Here is a 17,415-nt window from a genome sequence, read left to right as displayed (position 1 = left end):
TTCTAATATGCGTTGACGTTATCAAATACTCATTGCGAGGAAAGCCGTGCCCGCCACTAAACTATCTGATCCATCTTATACTGGCCGCCGCGCTGCTGATTGCCTTTTTTATCATCTACACGCGCGTCACGCCGTATAACGAAGTGCTGCTGATCCGCCAGGGCAATCAGGCGGCGGCCCTGTCGCTGGGCGGCGCACTGCTGGGCTTTTCCGCCACCATCGCCTCGTCCCTGATGCACACGGCCGACTACCAGCAATTCTTCGCCTGGGCCTTTGGCGCCATGGTGGTGCAATTGCTCGCCTATGTGGTCACCACGCGCCTGCTGCGCATGTCGAAGGACCAGATCGAATCGAACAACAGCGCTTTCGGCGGCCTGCTGGGCGCCATTTCACTGTCGATCGGCGCCATCAACGCCGCCTGCATTTCCTGACACCGCTTTATCTTATTCAAGGACATCCATCATGAGCCTCGGCAGCTTTATCAAGAAGCAGTTTATCGACGTACTGCAGTGGAACGAAGAGACGGACGGCGTGCTGGCCTGGCGCTTCCCCATGCAGGATTTCGAGATCCAGAACGGCGCCATCCTGAATGTGCGCGAATCGCAGGTCGCCGTCTTCGTCAATGAAGGCAAGATCGCCGACGTCTTCGGTCCCGGCACGCACAAGCTGACGACGCAAACGTTACCGTTGCTGACCAACCTGAAAAACTGGGACAAGCTGTTCGACTCGCCCTTCAAGTCGGACGTGTATTACTTCAGCACCCGCGTGCAGACGGGCCGCAAGTGGGGCACGCCGCAGCCGATCACCATCCGCGACAAGGATTTCGACATGATCCGCGTGCGCGCCTTCGGCATGTATTCGTACCGCATCGCCGACGCCCGCACCTTCTTCACGGAGATCAGCGGCACGCGCGAAGTCTATACGCGCGACGAGGTGGAAGATCAACTGCGCGGCATTCTGATGTCGAGCATGGCCAGCTCGCTGGGCGGCGCGAATGTCCCCTTCCTCGACATGGCGGCCAACCAGGCGCTGATGGCGCAAGAGGTCAAGGATGGCCTGGCGCAGGCGTTTGCCCGCTACGGCGTGGGCCTCGATGAATTCAACGTGGCCAGCATCAGCCTGCCCGAGGAATTGCAGGCGGCGCTCGACGAGCGTATTTCCGCCGGCATGAAGGGCGGCCTGGGCGCCGACAAGATGAGCGGCTACACCAAATTCCAGGTGGCCAACGCGATCCCGCTGGCGGCGCAGAACGAAGGCGGCATGGCCGGTATCGGCGCAGGCCTCGGCGCCGGGCTGTCGATCGGCCAGGTGATGGCGCAAAGCATGGGCGGTGCGCTGCAGCAGCCGGCGCCCGCCGCGTCACCTGCGGCGCCACCGGCTCCCGCGGAAGAACCGATCGAGGCGCGCCTGGAAAAACTCAAGGGTTTACTGGACAAGGGGCTCATCTCGCCGGCCGACTACGACGGCGCCAAGGCTGAGCTGCTGAAAAAACTGATCGGCTGATTAGGGCGAAATACGACTGCATGCAAACTGTTTCCTGTCCCAGCTGCGGCGCGGAAGTCCGTTTCCGCTCGCACGCTTCCGTGCTCGCCGTGTGCGAGTACTGCCACAGCACCATCCTCAAGGACGCCGATGCCGTCAGGGACGTGGGCAAGATGTCGGCCGTCCTGGAAGACTATTCGCCAATCCAGATCGGCACGGCCGGCATGCACGATGGCGTGCACTTCACCGTCGTCGGGCGCATCCAGCAGCGCTACAGCGCCGGCACGTGGAACGAGTGGTATCTGCTGTTCGACGACGCCAGCACGGCCTGGCTGGGCGACTCGTCCGGCCTGTACACGCTGACGCGCGAGCGCAGCACGCAAGCTACCTTACCCGTCTTTGGCGAGCTGGCGCCGGGCAAGCGCTACACGATTTGCGGCGAACCGTATACGGCGGCCGAGATCCGCAATGCCGAATGCATCGCCGGCCAGGGCGAATTGCCCTTCAAGGTGGGCGCCGGCTGGCGCATCCAGGTGGCGGACTTCCGCAACTACGCCAGCTTCGTCACGCTCGACTACACGGATGGCCCGCAACCGGTCGTCTACCAGGGCGTGGCCGTCACCCTGGACAGTTTAAAGTGCCAGCTGCTGCGCGACGACGACGCCATCGCCAAAAGCGCCGGCAAGTACCGCGGCAAACTCGATGCGCTCGACTGCCCCTCCTGTGGCAGCGGCATCCAGTATGTGCCGGGTGCGGCGGCGCAGCTGGTGTGCCCCGCCTGCCACGCGCAGCTCGACGCCAGCGGCCCGGAAGCGCAGGTGCTGGCCATCGGCAAGCAGGTGCACGACAACGCCGACATCACGCTGGAGCTGGGCGCCAGCGCGAAGATCAGCAATGTGGATTTCACGGTGATCGGCATGATGCGCCGCGCCGACGACGAGGGCAGCGAGTGGAACGAATACCTGCTGTACAACGCCCGCGCCGGCTTCTTCTGGCTGGTGGAGACGGACGAGGGCTGGTCGCGCTCGAACGTGCTGCCGAACTGGCCCAGCTGGGCGTCCTTGGACGCCGCCAGCTGCACGCTCGATGGCGCCACCTACCGCAAACTGTATGACTACGGCTCGCAGGTCGTGTATGCGGCGGGCGCCTTCAACTGGAAGGTGGCCGTCGGCGACAACACGCGCGTGTTTGAATTCGAACAGGGACAGACCAAACTCGGGGCGGAGCTCACGGGCGAAGAAATGACCTGGTCGCGCTCCCTGCCCGTCGCCTATGACCAGATGGCCGCCTGGTTCGGCGCCGCCTTCCATGGCGGCGCCAAGGTACAGAATATCCAGCTGAGCCACCGCGGCATCGCCAAGGTCTTCATGGTCATCGTGCTGGTCCTGAATGCGATTCCCATGTTCGTCTCGTTCTCCAGCACCTTGATGTGGAGTTTGCTGGGCTGTCTGGCGCTGTTCCTGCCCGCCGCTTTTCTCGACAAGAATGCAAAGAATCCCCCATGAGTAAATACGTGATCTATGCCCTGATGGTGACGTTTTCCGTCACGGCCGCCAACTGGGTGCGCATGTTAGGTGGCCGGCAGCGGCAGCAGCGGCAGCAGCTGGAGTTCGCGCACGGGCAGCGGCGGCGGCAGCTATGGCGGCGGCTCCAGCGGCGGCAGCCACAAATAAGCATGGCGTCCGCACCGCATCTCCCCCTGGGCATCCATCTGCTGGCCGACCTGTCGGGCATCGCGCCGGAACGCCTGCGCGATGGCGCCGCGCTTGAAGGCCTGCTGCGCGCGGCGGCCACTACGGCCGGCGCGCAGGTGCTGCACAGCCATTTCCACAGCTTTGGCGCCGGCCAGGGCGTCACCGGCGTGGTGCTGCTGGCCGAATCGCACATTTCCATCCACACCTGGCCGGAATTTGGCTTTGCCGCCGTCGATCTCTTCATGTGCGGCGCGGCCCGGCCGCAGCTGGCGCTGGAGATCATCCAGGAGGCGCTGCAGGCGGCGCATTGCCAGCTGAAGTCCGTGCGGCGCGCCCCGCCCGGGTAGGCCTGGCGTCGCTGGTGGATCGCGCGGGGATCGCTTACACTGTCGGCTCATATCCCAACCGTGACTCCCATGCGCCGTTCCACCCTCCTTGCCCTGCCCCTGCTGCTGCTGGTTTCCGCCTGTGACGACTACACGGCGCCCAGCCTGTACCAGGCCACCACGCCCGAGTGCAAGACGTGGACGGAGGGATCGCGTTTCGAACTGCCGCGCGGTATCAGCATCTACGCCACGCCGCCCGTCACCTTGAAGGAAGGCGGCACGGAGCTGGCGCTGATTTTTACCTTGCCCATCGGTACGCAAGCCAGTTTTACGCGCCTGTCTTTCCTGCTGGAAGAACCGCACAAGGAACCGTTCGCCGAAGCGAAGGTGCTGACCATCTATCAGCGCGGCATGAACCGCAAGGCGGAAATCGTCGACGTCATCGAAACGCTGCCCATCATGTTTTCCGCCGTGGGTTCGAGCGCCGAGACGCAGTGGCGACTGCGCCTGCAACTGCCGCGCCAGCTGCCGCAACGCTTTGATTTATCCATGCCCGACATGCTCATCGCCGGCAAGCGCTACCCGGTGCGCACGTTTACCTACCGCTATTTCCCCGAGCGCAAGGCTTACGGCATGTGCAGCTGAGGTTGACGCCGGCGCGTGCCGCTGGCACACTGGTATTTTCCATCACACAACAGGAGTAGACAACATGCGCCATTCGGATACTGCCGTGCTGTCGGCTGCCTGATCACTGTTTTTCCCCGCTAAGCCTTTTAGCCCGCAATGCCCATACGCGTGATCGCGTAGCCGACTTCCCCCTTCTTTCGTGCCAGTCATCGCGACTGGCGGTGCCTGCACGCGCAGGCTACACGTCCGCACGCGGACGACAGAATCTGGAATCACGCTACCATGATCGCATTCGATTTTGCGCAACTACGCCTTATCGGGCTGCAGCAGGCCATCGCCAGCGCAGCCACCCATCTCGACGTATCGTCCCCCGCCGCACAGTTACTACGCGTGAGCGCCGTGCACCGCGACAGCATCGGCGTGCACACGACGGCAAGCAGGAACACCCGGCGCACGTCCTGCCGCGGCTGCTGCACGCGCTGCTGGCGCAGGACACCATCCTCACGGTCGGCGACTGGATCGCCGCCGAACCCGATCTTCACGGCACGCTGTGGATAACGGCGCACTTATCCCCCGCCACGCAGATCGCCCGGCGCGGCAATGACGGCCGGCGTCAGGTACTGGCCAGCAATGTCGACACGGCCCTGCTGGTGATGGGACTCGATGGGGATTTCAATCCGCGCCGCCTGGAGCGTTATCTCGCCATCGTGCTGGCGGCGCAAGTGACGCCCGTGGTGGTGCTGAGCAAGGCCGACGTGGCCGACGACGTGGGCGGCAAGCTGGCGCTGCTGAAACAGCGCCTGCCGCCCCATGTCCCGCTGTTCGCCATCGACACGCGCCACGCGTATGACGTGGCCATCCTGGAGCCCTGGCTGGGCGCCGGCCAGACCCTGGTGCTGCTCGGTTCATCGGGCGCGGGCAAGTCCAGCCTGACCAATACCTTGTGCGCGGCGGATCAAGCGACCAACGGCGTGCGCCACGGCGACGGGCGCGGCCGGCATACGACGACGGCCCGTTCGCTGCACCTGTGCGCCAGCGGCGCCTGCATCATCGACACGCCGGGCTTGCGCAGCTGGCGCGCCGATGCCGATGCGCAGACCCTGGCCGCCACGTTTGACGATATCGCGGCGCTGGCAGCGACGTGCCAGTTCCGCGATTGCCAGCATGCCAGCGAGCCCGGTTGCGCCGTGCGCGGCGCCGTCGACGGCGACCGCCTGCGCAATTATCACAAGCTGCTGCGCGACACCCACCGCAGCGAGGAAACGCCGCTCGAGCGCATCGCCGCGCGCGCCAAGTGGAAGACGATCTTGAAGGCGGGGCTGGAAAGGGGAAAGAACAAGCGCCGCTAGTTTTTACTGAAATCCGTTTGCTGAAAAAAAAGGCAGCCCGCAGGCTGCCTTTTTGTATTACTGCATGCGCGCAAATTAATCTTGCTTGCGCAGCTTCTGGATCGCTGCCAGCTGCGCAATCGCGCTGGCCAGCTCGGCTTGCGCTTGCGCGTAGTCGATGCCCGAATCCTTGTTGTGGATATTTTCTTCCGCCAACTTCTTCGCTTCCAGCGCTTTCGCTTCGTCGAGGTCGTGACCGCGGATTGCGGTATCGGCCAGGACGGTCACGGTATCCGGTTGCACTTCCAGCAGGCCGCCGGCAACGAAGACGAACTCTTCTTCAGCCTGGCCGACTACCTTGATGCGGACCGCGCCCGGACGGATGCGGGTAATCAAAGGCGTGTGGCGTGGGTAGATACCCAGCTCGCCCTGTTCACCCGGCAACGCGACGAATTCTGCTTCGCCTGAAAAAATCAGTTCTTCAGCGGAAACCACGTCAACGTGAATTGTGTGTGCCATGTGTGTCCTATCGGGTTGAAGAACCCCGCCTTCTAAGGGGCGGGGTTAGGCCCAGACTTAACTTAGTTAAGTTTCTTGGCTTTTTCGATTGCTTCTTCGATCGTGCCGACCATGTAGAACGCTTGTTCCGGCAGGTGATCGAGTTCGCCCGAAGCGATCATTTTGAAGCCCTTGATCGTGTCTTTGAGCGAAACGTATTTACCAGGCGCGCCGGTAAAGACTTCAGCGACGTGGAAAGGCTGCGACAGGAAACGCTGCATCTTACGTGCACGGGCGACCAGCAGTTTGTCTTCCGGTGCCAGCTCGTCCATACCCAGAATCGCGATAATGTCGCGCAATTCCTTGTAGCGTTGCAGGGTCGTTTGCACGGCACGCGCGGTGTCATAGTGCTCTTGACCAACGATCAGCGGATCGAGCTGACGCGAGGTCGAATCCAGCGGGTCCACGGCAGGGTAGATACCCAGGGAAGCGATGTCACGCGACAGCGCAACGGTCGAATCCAAGTGAGCAAACGTGGTAGCAGGCGACGGATCGGTGTAATCATCGGCTGGAACGTAGACGGCCTGGATCGAGGTGATCGAACCGGTTTTGGTCGACGTGATACGCTCTTGCAGACGGCCCATTTCTTCCGCCAGGGTCGGTTGGTAACCCACAGCCGACGGCATACGGCCCAGCAGTGCCGACACTTCGGTACCGGCCAGCGTGAAGCGGTAGATGTTGTCGACGAAGAACAGAACGTCCTTGCCTTCATCACGGAACGATTCAGCGATCGTCAGGCCGGTCAGCGCGACGCGCAGACGGTTACCTGGCGGTTCATTCATCTGACCGTAGACCATCGCGACTTTGGAGTTCTCTGGATTTTCCAGATCGACCACTTTCGCATCAGCCATCTCGTGGTAGAAGTCGTTACCTTCACGGGTACGCTCACCGACGCCGGCGAACACGGATACGCCGCTGTGCGCCTTGGCGATGTTGTTAATCAGTTCCATCATGTTCACGGTCTTGCCTACGCCAGCGCCGCCGAACAGACCAACTTTACCGCCTTTTGCAAACGGGCAAACCAGATCGATCACCTTGATGCCGGTTTCCAGCAGTTCTTGCGATGGCGACAGTTCGTCGTATGCAGGAGCGGTGCGGTGGATCGACGCGATCTGCTCGTGCGACACGGGGCCGCATTCGTCGATCGGGTTGCCCAGCACGTCCATGATGCGACCCAGGGTTGCTTTACCGACTGGCACCATGATAGGTTTGCCGGTATTTTGAATCATCATGCCGCGACGCAGGCCATCGGACGAGCCGAGTGCAATGGTACGGACAATGCCGTCGCCCAACTGCTGTTGTACTTCCAGGGTCAGTTCCGAGCCTGCCATCTTCAAGGCATCAAATACCTTAGGCATCGCGTTGCGGGGAAACTCAACGTCCACCACAGCGCCGATACACTGAACGATTTTGCCATCAGCCATGTTCGTTCCTTCAATATAGTTAAATTCGTTTAAACCGCAGCCGCACCGGCAACGATTTCGGAGAGTTCTTTGGTAATCGCAGCTTGGCGGGTCTTGTTGTAGATCAGCTTCAATTCGCCGATCACACTACCCGCGTTGTCGCTTGCAGCTTTCATCGCGACCATCCGTGCCGATTGCTCGGACGCCAGATTCTCCGCGACTGCCTGGTACACCAGCGCTTCTACATAGCGCTCCAGCAATTCGTCGATCACGCTTTGCGCGTCCGGCTCGTAGATGTAATCCCACGAGTGGGCACCCTTGTCGGCGACCATCTTGTCGGCCGTCAGGGGCAGCAACTGCTCCACGACTGGTTCCTGTTTCATCGTGTTGATGAATTTGGTGTAGCACAGGTAGACTGCATCGATCTTGCCTGCCTGGAACTCTTCGAGCATGACCTTGACAGGTCCGATCAGTTTATCCAGGTGGGGCGTATCGCCGGTTTGAATGGCGTGCGCAATGATCTTGACGCCGATGCGATTCAAAAAACCCAAACCCTTGTTACCGATGGCAACTGCTTCAACCCGGTTGCCAGCTGCTTCCAGCTCGCGCGACTTCGACGTCACCTGGCGCAGGATGTTGGTGTTCATGCCGCCGCACAGACCCTTGTCGGTCGTGACAACGATGAAACCCACTGCCTTCGCTTGCGTACCCTGGGCAGCTGCCAGGAACGGGTGCGTGTATTCCGGATTGGCGGTCGCCAGATTGGCGGCGATATTCCGAATCTTGTCACTGTAGGGACGGGCGGCGCGCATACGGTCCTGCGCTTTGCGCATTTTCGATGCGGCAACCATTTCCATCGCCTTGGTGATCTTCTTCGTATTCTCTACGCTTTTGATCTTGCCACGTATCTCTTTGCTTGATGCCATGAGTCCTTACTCCTTCTGCGCGTAGGGCGGCGCCTCACTCGAGGCGGGCGCCGCCTGGCCGCTTAATATGCGCCGGATTTCTTGAAATCAGCAATGGCCGCCGACAGAGTTGCTTCGCTGTCTTTGTCGAGTTGCTTAGTTTCTTCGATCTTGGCCAGCAGAGCAGCTTGCTTGGTCTTCATGTAAGCGTGGACACCAGCTTCGAACGACAGCACTTGCTTGACTGGCACGTCGTCCATGAAGCCTTTGTTCACCGAGAACAGCGATACGGCCATCAGCGAGATCGACAGTGGCGAGTACTGGGCTTGCTTGAGCAATTCCGTCACGCGGGCACCACGGTCCAGCTGCTTGCGGGTCGATTCATCCAGGTCCGAAGCGAACTGCGCAAACGCGGCCAGTTCACGGTACTGCGCCAAGTCGGTACGGATACCGCCGGACAGGTTTTTGATGACCTTGGTCTGGGCGGCGCCACCGACGCGCGATACGGAAATACCGGCGTTAATCGCAGGACGGATACCGGCGTTGAACAGCGAGGTTTCCAGGAAGATCTGACCGTCGGTAATCGAAATCACGTTGGTTGGCACGAATGCGGACACGTCGCCAGCTTGCGTTTCAATGATCGGCAGAGCCGTCAGGGAACCGGTCTTGCCTTTGACGGCGCCGTCGGTGAACTTCTCGACGTAGTCGGCATTCACGCGTGCTGCGCGTTCCAGCAGGCGGCTGTGCAGGTAGAACACGTCGCCTGGGTACGCTTCGCGACCTGGTGGACGGCGCAGCAGCAGCGAGATTTGACGGTATGCAACAGCTTGTTTGGACAGATCATCGTAGACGATCAGTGCATCTTCACCGCGGTCACGGAAATATTCGCCCATGGCGCAACCGGAGTACGGCGAGATGTATTGCATGGCGGCCGATTCCGAAGCGGAAGCGGCGACAACGATGGTGTATTCCATCGCGCCGTGCTGTTCCAGCGAGCGCACGATGTTCTTGATCGACGAGGCTTTTTGGCCAATCGCGACGTAGATACATTTCATGCCCTGGCCTTTTTGATTGATGATCGCATCAATCGCCACAGCCGACTTGCCGGTTTGACGGTCGCCGATGATCAGTTCGCGCTGGCCGCGGCCAACTGGAACCATCGCATCGATCGACTTCAGGCCGGTTTGCATCGGTTGCGAAACGGATTCACGGGCGATCACGCCCGGCGCGATTTTTTCAATCGCGGCCGTCAGTTTCGTTTCGATGGCACCTTTGCCGTCGATCGGCTGGCCCAGCGCGTTGACTACGCGGCCGAGCAGCTCAGGACCGACTGGCACTTCCAGAATGCGGCCGGTGCATTTCACCGTGTCGCCTTCGGAGATGTGCTCGTAGGCACCCAGAATCACGGAACCGACGGAGTCGCGTTCCAGATTCATCGCCAGGCCAAACGTGTTGCCTGGGAATTCCAGCATCTCGCCTTGCATCACGTCCGACAAACCGTGGATGCGGCAGATACCGTCGGCGACGGAAATAACCGTGCCTTGATTACGCACTTCAGCGCCGCCGTCAAGACCTTGGATCCGGCTCTTGATCAACTCGCTGATTTCAGATGGGTTGAGTTGCATACTAACTCCTAAAAGTGTTTCTCTCAGCTTGCGCGAGGGGTAAGGGTCTGTCTTAGCTGGCCTGCCGAAGCGCGTGTCTTACGACACCAGTGCAGCGTGCAGTTGCTGCAGCTTGGCGCGCACCGAGGTATCGAGCACTTGGTCGCCAACAACCACGCGCACGCCGCCGAGCAGCGATGGATCCACTGTGACGGCAGGGTTGAGCTTACGACTGAATTTCTTTTCCAGCGTTGCGACCAGCTCGGCCGTTTGGCCTTCGCTCAGATCGAAAGCGCTCGTGATCTCGGCGTCAGCCGCACCTTCCACACTGTTTTTCAACGTATGGAATTGCGCGCCGATTTCCGGCAGCAGGCTGATGCGGCCATTTTCGATCAACATCGTGACGAAGTTTTTCACTTCCTCATTGAGCGGCGATTTCAACAACGACAGGATGGTGGCGGCGACGTCGCTTTCCGAGACTTTCGGATTGCGCGCGTACGCCTGTACCTCGGGGTGGCTACCGATCTGTGCCAGTTCGGACACCAGTTCGGACCACGCCGCGAGGTTGCTTGACTCCTTACCAGCTTGGGCTACGCGGAACAAAGCTTCCGCGTAGGGACGGGCGACGGTTGCGAGTTCTGCCATGATTACAGCTCGACAGCAAGACGCTGCAACATTTCGGCGTGAGCCGTTGGGTTTACTTCACGCTTCAAGATCTGCTCGGCACCCTTGACAGCCAGGTCAGCCACCTGAGCGCGCAATTGTTCGCGTGCTTTCGACAGTTGCTGTTCGGCGTCCGACTGGGCTTGCGCAATGATACGCGCAGCTTCAGCTTGTGCATTTTGCTTGATCTCTTCAGCAACCAGCTGCGCGCGCTTTTCAGCGTCAGCAACGCGTTGCGACGCTTCTTCACGTGCACTGTTCAATGCCTCTTGCGCACGCTTTTCAGCGACAGCCATCGAAGCCTGACCTTGATCGGCCGCAGCCAATCCATCCGCGATTCGTTTGGCACGCTCATCCAGCGCATTGTTCAGCGCTGGAAATACGAACTTCATCGAGAACCAGACCAACACCGCGAAGGTGATCATCTGGCCGATGAGCGACATATTGATGTCCATACCTTTGCTCCTAACACTAAAAGTTTCTCCTAGGGTTGGAGCGAATTACTGAGCAACAGCCGTCAGAGCGGACAGGAACGGGTTAGCGAACGTGTACAGCAGAGCAACACCAACGCCGATCATCGAGATAGCATCCAGCAGACCAGCGATAACGAACAGTTTGGTTTGCAGTTGTGGCATCAGTTCTGGTTGACGTGCCGAAGCTTCCAGGAATTTGCCACCCAAGATAGCGAAGCCCAGAGCGGTGCCGATTGCGGCCAGGCCGATGATGATTGCTGCTGCCAGAACGGTCATGCTTTGTACTTGTGCGATCAGAGCTTGCATAAAATTCTCCTAAATTTAAAAACGAAAGATACTAAAAAAACAAAATATAAAGTTAATGATTAATGTTTCTCAACCGCAAGGCTCAGATACACAACCGTCAACGCCATAAACACAAAAGCTTGCAAAGTTACAATCAAGATATGGAAAATTGCCCATGGACCACCCAACGCCCACTGTGCCCACCAAGGCAACAACGCGATCAAGATGAAAATCAGTTCGCCGGCATACATATTGCCGAACAGTCGCAGCGACAGGGAGATCAGTTTTGCAACCAGCTCAACCATTTGCAGCAGGAAATTGACGGGTGCCAGGGCGATCGTGCCGATCAGACCGCTTGCATGGAATGGTGCCGTGAACAGTTCCTTGATCCAGCCGCCCAGGCCCTTGGCCTTGATCGAGAAGGCGATCACGCACAGCACCACCGACAGCGACATGGCGAAGGTGTGGTTGACGTCGGCGGTCGGCACGGCGCGCAGCTTATGCACGCCAAACCAGCTCAGGATCTTCGGCAACAGGTCAACCGGCAGGAAGTCCATCGCGTTCAACAACCAGACCCACACAAAAATAGTGATGGCCAGCGGCGCGATGACCTTGCTTTTCGCGTGGAAGGCCCCATTAATAGTGTCATTGACGATTTCCATGACCATTTCGACGAAGTTTTGCAACTTGCCAGGGACACCAGCCGTCGCGCGGCGCGACGCCATATAGAAAACAGCCAGGAAAACAAAGCCCAGAATGGCCGAAATCCAGAACGTATCCAGATTGATCATGCCGTCGGCACTTCTCAGGTGGGCCAGATGGTGACTGATGTATTCTGTGGCGTTGGCCGGGGCAGCATGGCCCGCTTCAATAGCGTGTTCTGTGGTCATAATGAATTTAGATTTGTCGTTTCAGAGCTCAACAGGCCCCAAAACCAATGATTAAACAGCGAGCAATGAAAACCAGTATGCTAAGGTTGCCACCGCGAAACCCAAGATCAGCCATAACCAGGCGGCCGACTGAAACAACACCAGTGCCAATATAAACAGCACCGCTGTGATAAATATTTTCATCACTTCTGCGCGCAAATGCGCCCGGAATGCCTTGTTGGCGTCGCTAGAACCGCGAACGACCAGCATGGCATACACCAGGCTACCGATGACTGCGATAGCACCGCCGTATGCGGCGGACCAGCCTCTGACACTACCACCGAAAAACAGGGTGACTGTGGCAAAGCTGATAGCGATTGCTAGCTGCAATGCAACTACTTTGTAGACTGGCTTGGCAATATTTTGTTGTGAATCACTCAATTGCCAGGTTCCCAGAAAAATCTACACACGCAAAGACACGGGATTATAGTTGGCTTTGTTCTATAGAGTCAAACGTTGCTGCACCGCAGCAGGGCAATTGCTGCGTGAAACTGACGCTTTACCGACTATTCGCCGCCTTTTGCACCACTATATGGCAAAGTCGCTTGTCTGGCCGCTTCCAGCCGTGTTATCAAGGAATCACGTGGTGCATCTGGAAAGCATGGCCGGATTGTCCACCCCGCGTTCCCCCTGTCTTTGCAGCTTGCTATTTAACCACGCAAGCGGGTCAACAAACCATCGAGCACGTCAAGATCGGCAAAATCGATGACCAATTGGCCACGGCCTTTATTGCCCATCTTGAACACCACGGGCGTGGCCAGCGCATCGGACAGCTCTTCTTCCAGGCGCGCGATGTCGCCGGACTTTTCCTTTTGCCGCGGCTCGACCGGGTTGGCCGCTTCCTCGACCGTGCGGGTGACGAGCTTTTCCGTTTCGCGCACGGACAGGCGCTTGGCCACGACCTGGTTCGCCAGGGTAATCTGGCTGGCGGCATCGACGGCCAGCAGCGCGCGCGCATGGCCCATGTCGATATCGCCGGCCATCAGCATGGTTTGCACGGGACTGGCCAGGTTCATCAAACGCAACAGGTTCGACACGGCGCTGCGCGAGCGTCCCAGCGCAGTGGCCGCTTGCTCATGCGTAAAACTGAAGTCGGCGATCAGGCGGTGGATGCCTTGCGCCTCTTCCAGCGGGTTCAGGTCTTCGCGCTGGATGTTCTCGATCAGCGCCATGGCGGCCGCAGCCAGGTCGTCCACGTCGCGCACCAGCACCGGCACTTCGGTCAGGCCCGCCAGTTGCGAAGCGCGGAAACGGCGTTCGCCGGCGATGATTTCATATTTAACAAGGCCGCTCAAGGTGTCCTGTCCGATCGGGCGCACCAGGATCGGCTGCATCAGCCCCTGCGCCTTGATCGAGGCGGCCAGTTCATTCAGGGCGCCCTCGTCCATGCGCGTGCGCGGCTGGTATTTGCCTGCTTGCATTTGCGACACGGGCAAGTTCGACGGTTGATTCGTGTCCGGGCTGGCAAAATCGCCACCGCCGCCCAACAGGGCGTCGAGTCCGCGACCCAGTCCTTTTAGTTTTTTCGTAGCCATGCTGTCCTAATCGTGTTTTCAGAGTAAGCGCTTACATCAAATTGTGCAGGCGCCCGCCCCTTGTTTACATATGTTTGATGCGCTCGACCATTTCGGCGCCAAAGGCGATATACGCCTGGGCACCTTTCGAGCTGGGGTCGAAGGTCACGCCGGGCAAGCCGTACGACGGCGCTTCGGCCAGGCGCACGTTGCGCGGGATAATGGTATTGAAGACCTTGTCGCCGAAATGCTGCTCCAACTGGGCCGACACTTGTTGCGATAATGTCATGCGCGGATCGAACATCACGCGCAACAGGCCGATGATCTTCAAATCCGGGTTCAGGTTCGCATGCACCTTCTTGATGGTGTTGACCAGGTCGGACAAGCCTTCCAGCGCGTAGTACTCGCACTGCATCGGGATAATCACGCCATGCGCGGCGCACAGGCCGTTCAGGGTCAGCATCGACAATGCTGGTGGGCAATCCACCAGGATGAAGTCATATTCACTGTCGACTTCGGCCAGCGCATCCTTCAGGCGGCGTTCGCGGTTGTCGAGTTCGACCATCTCCACTTCGGCGCCGGCCAGTTCGCGGTTCGACGGCAAGACATCGAAGCGACCCGCTTCCGAACGCTGGCGTGCCGTTTTGACATCGGACTCGCCCAGCATGACTTCATAGGTGGACGCCTTCAAGCCGGCCTTGTTGATGCCGGCGCCCATGGTCGCATTGCCTTGCGGGTCGAGGTCGACCAGCAGCACGCGCTGGTTCAACTTGGCCAGACCGGCGGAGAGGTTGACGCTTGTTGTGGTTTTACCAACACCACCCTTTTGATTTGCTACACAAAAAATTTTGGCCATGTATCTTCTAGTTGTAAAGAGATGCAAACTTCATCGTGCGCCCCGGCATCTGACCGAAACGATTTATACTATTTATTTCATTTATACGATATAAATCGTTTATATGGTTTATATTATTTATACCGCATAAACTGTTTATATTATTTATACCGTTAATTCCGTGGCCTTTAAATTCTTGCTATAAAGACCAGATGACGCTCTGCATTTAGCCCTGGCACCTGGATTGCCCGTAATTCCGTCACTTTCCAGTCTGCCGGCAGTCTCTCTCTCTCGTCTGGCGGTGCCACCCCTTTCAAGGCGATGAATTGCCCGCCCTCGGCCAGCACGTGGTGCGACCAGTTGACGAAGTCGGACAGGTCGGCAAAGGCGCGCGAGGTGATCACGTCAAATTTCTGCGCCACTTCCAGCTGTTCCACGCGTTTCGTGTACACGGTAACGTTGGCCAGGCCCAGTTCCGCCTTCACTTGCGTCAAAAATGCCGTCTTTTTATGCACGGTGTCGATCATCGACACCTTCACGTCGGGCCGCGCGATGGCCAGAACCATGCCCGGCAAGCCGCCGCCGGCGCCCACATCGAGCACATTCTTTGCCTCCGCGAACGCCGGCACGGCGGCCAGCGAGTCGAGCACGTGCAGGGTCAGCATCTGCATCGGATCGCGCACCGACGTCAGGTTGTACACGCTGTTCCATTTGGCCAGCAAGGCCAGGTAATCGAGCAGTTTTTCCGTCTGATCCGCGCTCAGGTCCAGCCCCAGCGCGGCGACGCCTTCATCCAAAATCTGGGCCAATGCGGCCCGGTCAAACTGCTTCATTCAACAACCTCGTCCTTTAAAGTGGTGGTCTGCGCGGCGCCAAAGCCGCGCTTTTTCAGGTGCACGAGCAGCAGCGAAATCGCCGCCGGCGTCACGCCGGAAAAATGCGCGAGGCCTGGCCCAGGGTTTCCGGGCGCTGCTTGTCGAGTTTTTGCCGCACTTCGACCGACAGCGCGCCGATATCCAGGTAATTGAAACCTTCCGGCAAGGCCAGGTTTTCATAGTGTTCGTGGCGCTCGATTTCCTTGCTCTGGCGCTCGATGTAGCCCGCATATTTGAGCTGGATTTCCACCTGTTCGCGCACGGCGGGGTCTTCCACGCCCGGGCCGGCCAGGGCCTGGCCTTCGATGCCCGTCATGCTCATCAGGGTATCGTAGGCGACGTTCGGACGGCGCAGCAAGTCCGCCAGCGAGTACTCGCGTTCGAGGGCCTGGCCGACGATGCGTTCCGATTCGGCCGCCGCCAGGATGCGCGGGTTGACCCACGTGGAACGCAGGCGCTCGAGCTCGCGCGCCACGGCTTCGCGCTTGGTCTCGAACGCCTGCCACTGGGCGTCGCCGACGCAGCCCAGGGCGCGGCCGATTTCCGTCAGGCGCATGTCGGCATTGTCTTCGCGCAGGCTCAAACGGTACTCGGCGCGGCTGGTGAACATGCGGTACGGTTCCTGCACGCCCTGCGTGATCAGATCGTCGACCAGCACGCCCAGATACGCCTCGGAGCGCCCCGGTACCCAGGCTTCCTTGTCCTGCGTCAGCAAGGCCGCATTCAGGCCCGCCAGCATGCCTTGCGCGGCCGCTTCCTCGTAGCCCGTGGTGCCGTTGATCTGGCCGGCGAAGAACAGGCCGGCGACGGCCTTCGTTTCCAGCGAGGCCTTCAAGCCGCGCGGGTCGAAATAGTCGTATTCGATGGCGTAGCCGGGGCGCAGGATGTGGGCGTTTTCCATGCCCTTCATCGATTGCACCAGGGCGATCTGCACGTCGAACGGCAGGCTGGTGGAGATGCCGTTCGGATAGAACTCGTGCGTCGTCAAGCCTTCCGGCTCGAGGAAGATCTGGTGCGATTCCTTGCCCGAGAAACGGTGGATCTTGTCTTCGATCGAGGGGCGTAACGCGGGCCCACGCCTTCGATGACGCCCGTATACATGGGGCTGCGATCCAGGCCGGCGCGGATGATGTCGTGCGTCTGGCTATTCGTGTGCGTGACCCAGCACGGCACCTGGCGCGGGTGCATGGCCGTGTTGCCCATGACGGAAAACACGGGCACGGGATCGAGGTCGCCCGGCTGTTCTTGCATCACGGAAAAGTCGATCGTGCGGCCATCGATGCGCGGCGGCGTGCCCGTTTTCAGGCGGCCTTGCGGCAGTTTCAGTTCTTTCAGGCGGGCGGACAGGGAGATGGCGGGCGGATCGCCGGCGCGGCCGGCCGAGTAATTATTCAGGCCCACGTGGATCTTGCCGTCGAGGAAAGTACCGGCCGTCAGCACCACGGCACGCGCGAGAAACTTCAAGCCGATCTGCGTCACGGCGCCGACGACCCGGTCGCCTTCGACGATCAAGTCGTCGACCGCTTGCTGGAACAGCCACAGGTTGGTTTGGTTTTCCAGCCGTGTACGGATGGCGGCCTTGTACAAAATACGGTCGGCCTGGGCGCGCGTGGCGCGCACTGCCGGGCCTTTCGAGGAATTCAGGATGCGAAACTGAATGCCGGACTCGTCGGTGGCAATCGCCATCGCGCCGCCCATGGCATCGACCTCCTTGACCAGGTGGCCCTTGCCGATGCCGCCGATGGAAGGGTTGCACGACATCTGGCCCAGTGTCTCAATATTATGCGTGAGCAATAGCGTCTTCTGCCCCATGCGGGCGGAAGCGAGGGCCGCCTCGGTACCGGCGTGACCACCACCGACAACGATGACGTCGAATTCTGTAGGAAATAACATGATAAATAGGTAACAGTGCAA

General features: G+C 59.6%; 18 protein-coding genes and 2 pseudogenes. 6 read left to right on the top strand and 14 right to left on the bottom strand.

Going from position 1 to position 17,415, the window contains the following annotated elements:
• Nucleotides 1–32 precede the first annotated feature (32 nt).
• The 6 genes from ACQVLG_RS08050 (at nt 33) to rsgA (ending at nt 5,478) form a co-directional block, all read left to right on the top strand.
• Nucleotides 33–431, top strand: a complete 399-nt coding sequence (locus tag ACQVLG_RS08050) for a DUF350 domain-containing protein (RefSeq protein ID WP_474293853.1) — start codon at nt 33–35, stop codon at nt 429–431.
• Between the two features lie 31 nt (nt 432–462).
• The gene (locus ACQVLG_RS08045; RefSeq protein WP_474293852.1) at nt 463–1,503 is read left to right on the top strand and encodes an SPFH domain-containing protein; all 1,041 of its coding nucleotides are present in this window, start codon (nt 463–465) and stop codon (nt 1,501–1,503) included.
• A gap of 20 nt (nt 1,504–1,523) precedes the next feature.
• Nucleotides 1,524–2,987 carry a DUF4178 domain-containing protein gene (locus tag ACQVLG_RS08040; protein WP_474293850.1) on the top strand — a complete coding sequence of 488 codons (1,464 nt, stop codon included), beginning with the start codon at nt 1,524–1,526 and terminating at the stop codon, nt 2,985–2,987.
• Between the two features lie 170 nt (nt 2,988–3,157).
• Nucleotides 3,158–3,523, top strand: a complete 366-nt coding sequence (speD, locus tag ACQVLG_RS08035; protein ID WP_474295582.1) for an adenosylmethionine decarboxylase — start codon at nt 3,158–3,160, stop codon at nt 3,521–3,523.
• Between the two features lie 69 nt (nt 3,524–3,592).
• Nucleotides 3,593–4,147: a hypothetical protein gene (locus ACQVLG_RS08030; RefSeq protein WP_474293848.1), complete on the top strand. Its 555-nt coding sequence runs from the start codon at nt 3,593–3,595 to the stop codon at nt 4,145–4,147.
• A 203-nt stretch (nt 4,148–4,350) separates the two neighbouring features.
• Nucleotides 4,351–5,478, top strand: a complete 1,128-nt coding sequence (gene rsgA, locus ACQVLG_RS08025; RefSeq protein WP_474293846.1) for a ribosome small subunit-dependent GTPase A — start codon at nt 4,351–4,353, stop codon at nt 5,476–5,478.
• 75 nt (nt 5,479–5,553) lie between these two features.
• Here rsgA and ACQVLG_RS08020 read toward each other — a convergent pair whose 3' ends face one another.
• The 14 genes and pseudogenes from ACQVLG_RS08020 to mnmG form a co-directional block, all read right to left on the bottom strand.
• On the bottom strand, nt 5,554–5,976 hold the full coding sequence (locus tag ACQVLG_RS08020) for a F0F1 ATP synthase subunit epsilon (protein WP_474293844.1): 423 nt from the start codon (nt 5,974–5,976) through the stop codon (nt 5,554–5,556).
• A gap of 62 nt (nt 5,977–6,038) precedes the next feature.
• Complete coding sequence (gene atpD / locus ACQVLG_RS08015) at nt 6,039–7,439, bottom strand: F0F1 ATP synthase subunit beta (protein ID WP_034752705.1); 1,401 nt, start codon at nt 7,437–7,439, stop codon at nt 6,039–6,041.
• Nucleotides 7,440–7,468: 29 nt separating this feature from the next.
• Nucleotides 7,469–8,344, bottom strand: coding sequence for a F0F1 ATP synthase subunit gamma (atpG, locus tag ACQVLG_RS08010; RefSeq protein ID WP_034783836.1), 876 nt, complete (start codon nt 8,342–8,344; stop codon nt 7,469–7,471).
• Nucleotides 8,345–8,406: 62 nt separating this feature from the next.
• The gene (atpA, locus tag ACQVLG_RS08005) at nt 8,407–9,948 is read right to left on the bottom strand and encodes a F0F1 ATP synthase subunit alpha (protein ID WP_034752701.1); all 1,542 of its coding nucleotides are present in this window, start codon (nt 9,946–9,948) and stop codon (nt 8,407–8,409) included.
• Between the two features lie 78 nt (nt 9,949–10,026).
• Nucleotides 10,027–10,572, bottom strand: a complete 546-nt coding sequence (locus ACQVLG_RS08000) for a F0F1 ATP synthase subunit delta (RefSeq protein ID WP_076564768.1) — start codon at nt 10,570–10,572, stop codon at nt 10,027–10,029.
• Nucleotides 10,573–10,574: 2 nt separating this feature from the next.
• Nucleotides 10,575–11,045, bottom strand: a complete 471-nt coding sequence (locus tag ACQVLG_RS07995) for a F0F1 ATP synthase subunit B (protein WP_071325906.1) — start codon at nt 11,043–11,045, stop codon at nt 10,575–10,577.
• Nucleotides 11,046–11,090: 45 nt separating this feature from the next.
• Nucleotides 11,091–11,369 (bottom strand): F0F1 ATP synthase subunit C, encoded by a 279-nt coding sequence (atpE, locus tag ACQVLG_RS07990; RefSeq protein ID WP_034752695.1) that lies wholly within the window; start codon nt 11,367–11,369, stop codon nt 11,091–11,093.
• Nucleotides 11,370–11,428: 59 nt separating this feature from the next.
• Complete coding sequence (gene atpB, locus ACQVLG_RS07985) at nt 11,429–12,238, bottom strand: F0F1 ATP synthase subunit A (protein WP_046681851.1); 810 nt, start codon at nt 12,236–12,238, stop codon at nt 11,429–11,431.
• 51 nt (nt 12,239–12,289) lie between these two features.
• The gene (locus ACQVLG_RS07980) at nt 12,290–12,658 is read right to left on the bottom strand and encodes an ATP synthase subunit I (RefSeq protein ID WP_230540115.1); all 369 of its coding nucleotides are present in this window, start codon (nt 12,656–12,658) and stop codon (nt 12,290–12,292) included.
• A 269-nt stretch (nt 12,659–12,927) separates the two neighbouring features.
• Nucleotides 12,928–13,812, bottom strand: coding sequence for a ParB/RepB/Spo0J family partition protein (locus tag ACQVLG_RS07975; protein WP_474293840.1), 885 nt, complete (start codon nt 13,810–13,812; stop codon nt 12,928–12,930).
• Between the two features lie 64 nt (nt 13,813–13,876).
• The gene (locus ACQVLG_RS07970; protein ID WP_046681849.1) at nt 13,877–14,647 is read right to left on the bottom strand and encodes a ParA family protein; all 771 of its coding nucleotides are present in this window, start codon (nt 14,645–14,647) and stop codon (nt 13,877–13,879) included.
• A gap of 167 nt (nt 14,648–14,814) precedes the next feature.
• The gene (gene rsmG / locus ACQVLG_RS07965; protein WP_474293838.1) at nt 14,815–15,459 is read right to left on the bottom strand and encodes a 16S rRNA (guanine(527)-N(7))-methyltransferase RsmG; all 645 of its coding nucleotides are present in this window, start codon (nt 15,457–15,459) and stop codon (nt 14,815–14,817) included.
• Nucleotides 15,456–16,057 (bottom strand): annotated as a pseudogene (locus tag ACQVLG_RS07960) (hypothetical protein). Before ACQVLG_RS07960 ends, rsmG begins: the two are co-directional and overlap by 4 nt.
• Nucleotides 16,058–16,258: 201 nt before the next feature.
• A pseudogene (mnmG, locus tag ACQVLG_RS07955) lies at nt 16,259–17,394 on the bottom strand (tRNA uridine-5-carboxymethylaminomethyl(34) synthesis enzyme MnmG); the annotation flags it as partial.
• Nucleotides 17,395–17,415 lie beyond the last annotated feature (21 nt).

The sequence above is a fragment of the Janthinobacterium sp. TPC_1 genome, from assembly GCF_056037845.1.
The sequence above is the reverse complement of the archived record's forward strand: the minus strand, read 5'-3'. Positions and strand labels throughout refer to the sequence as shown.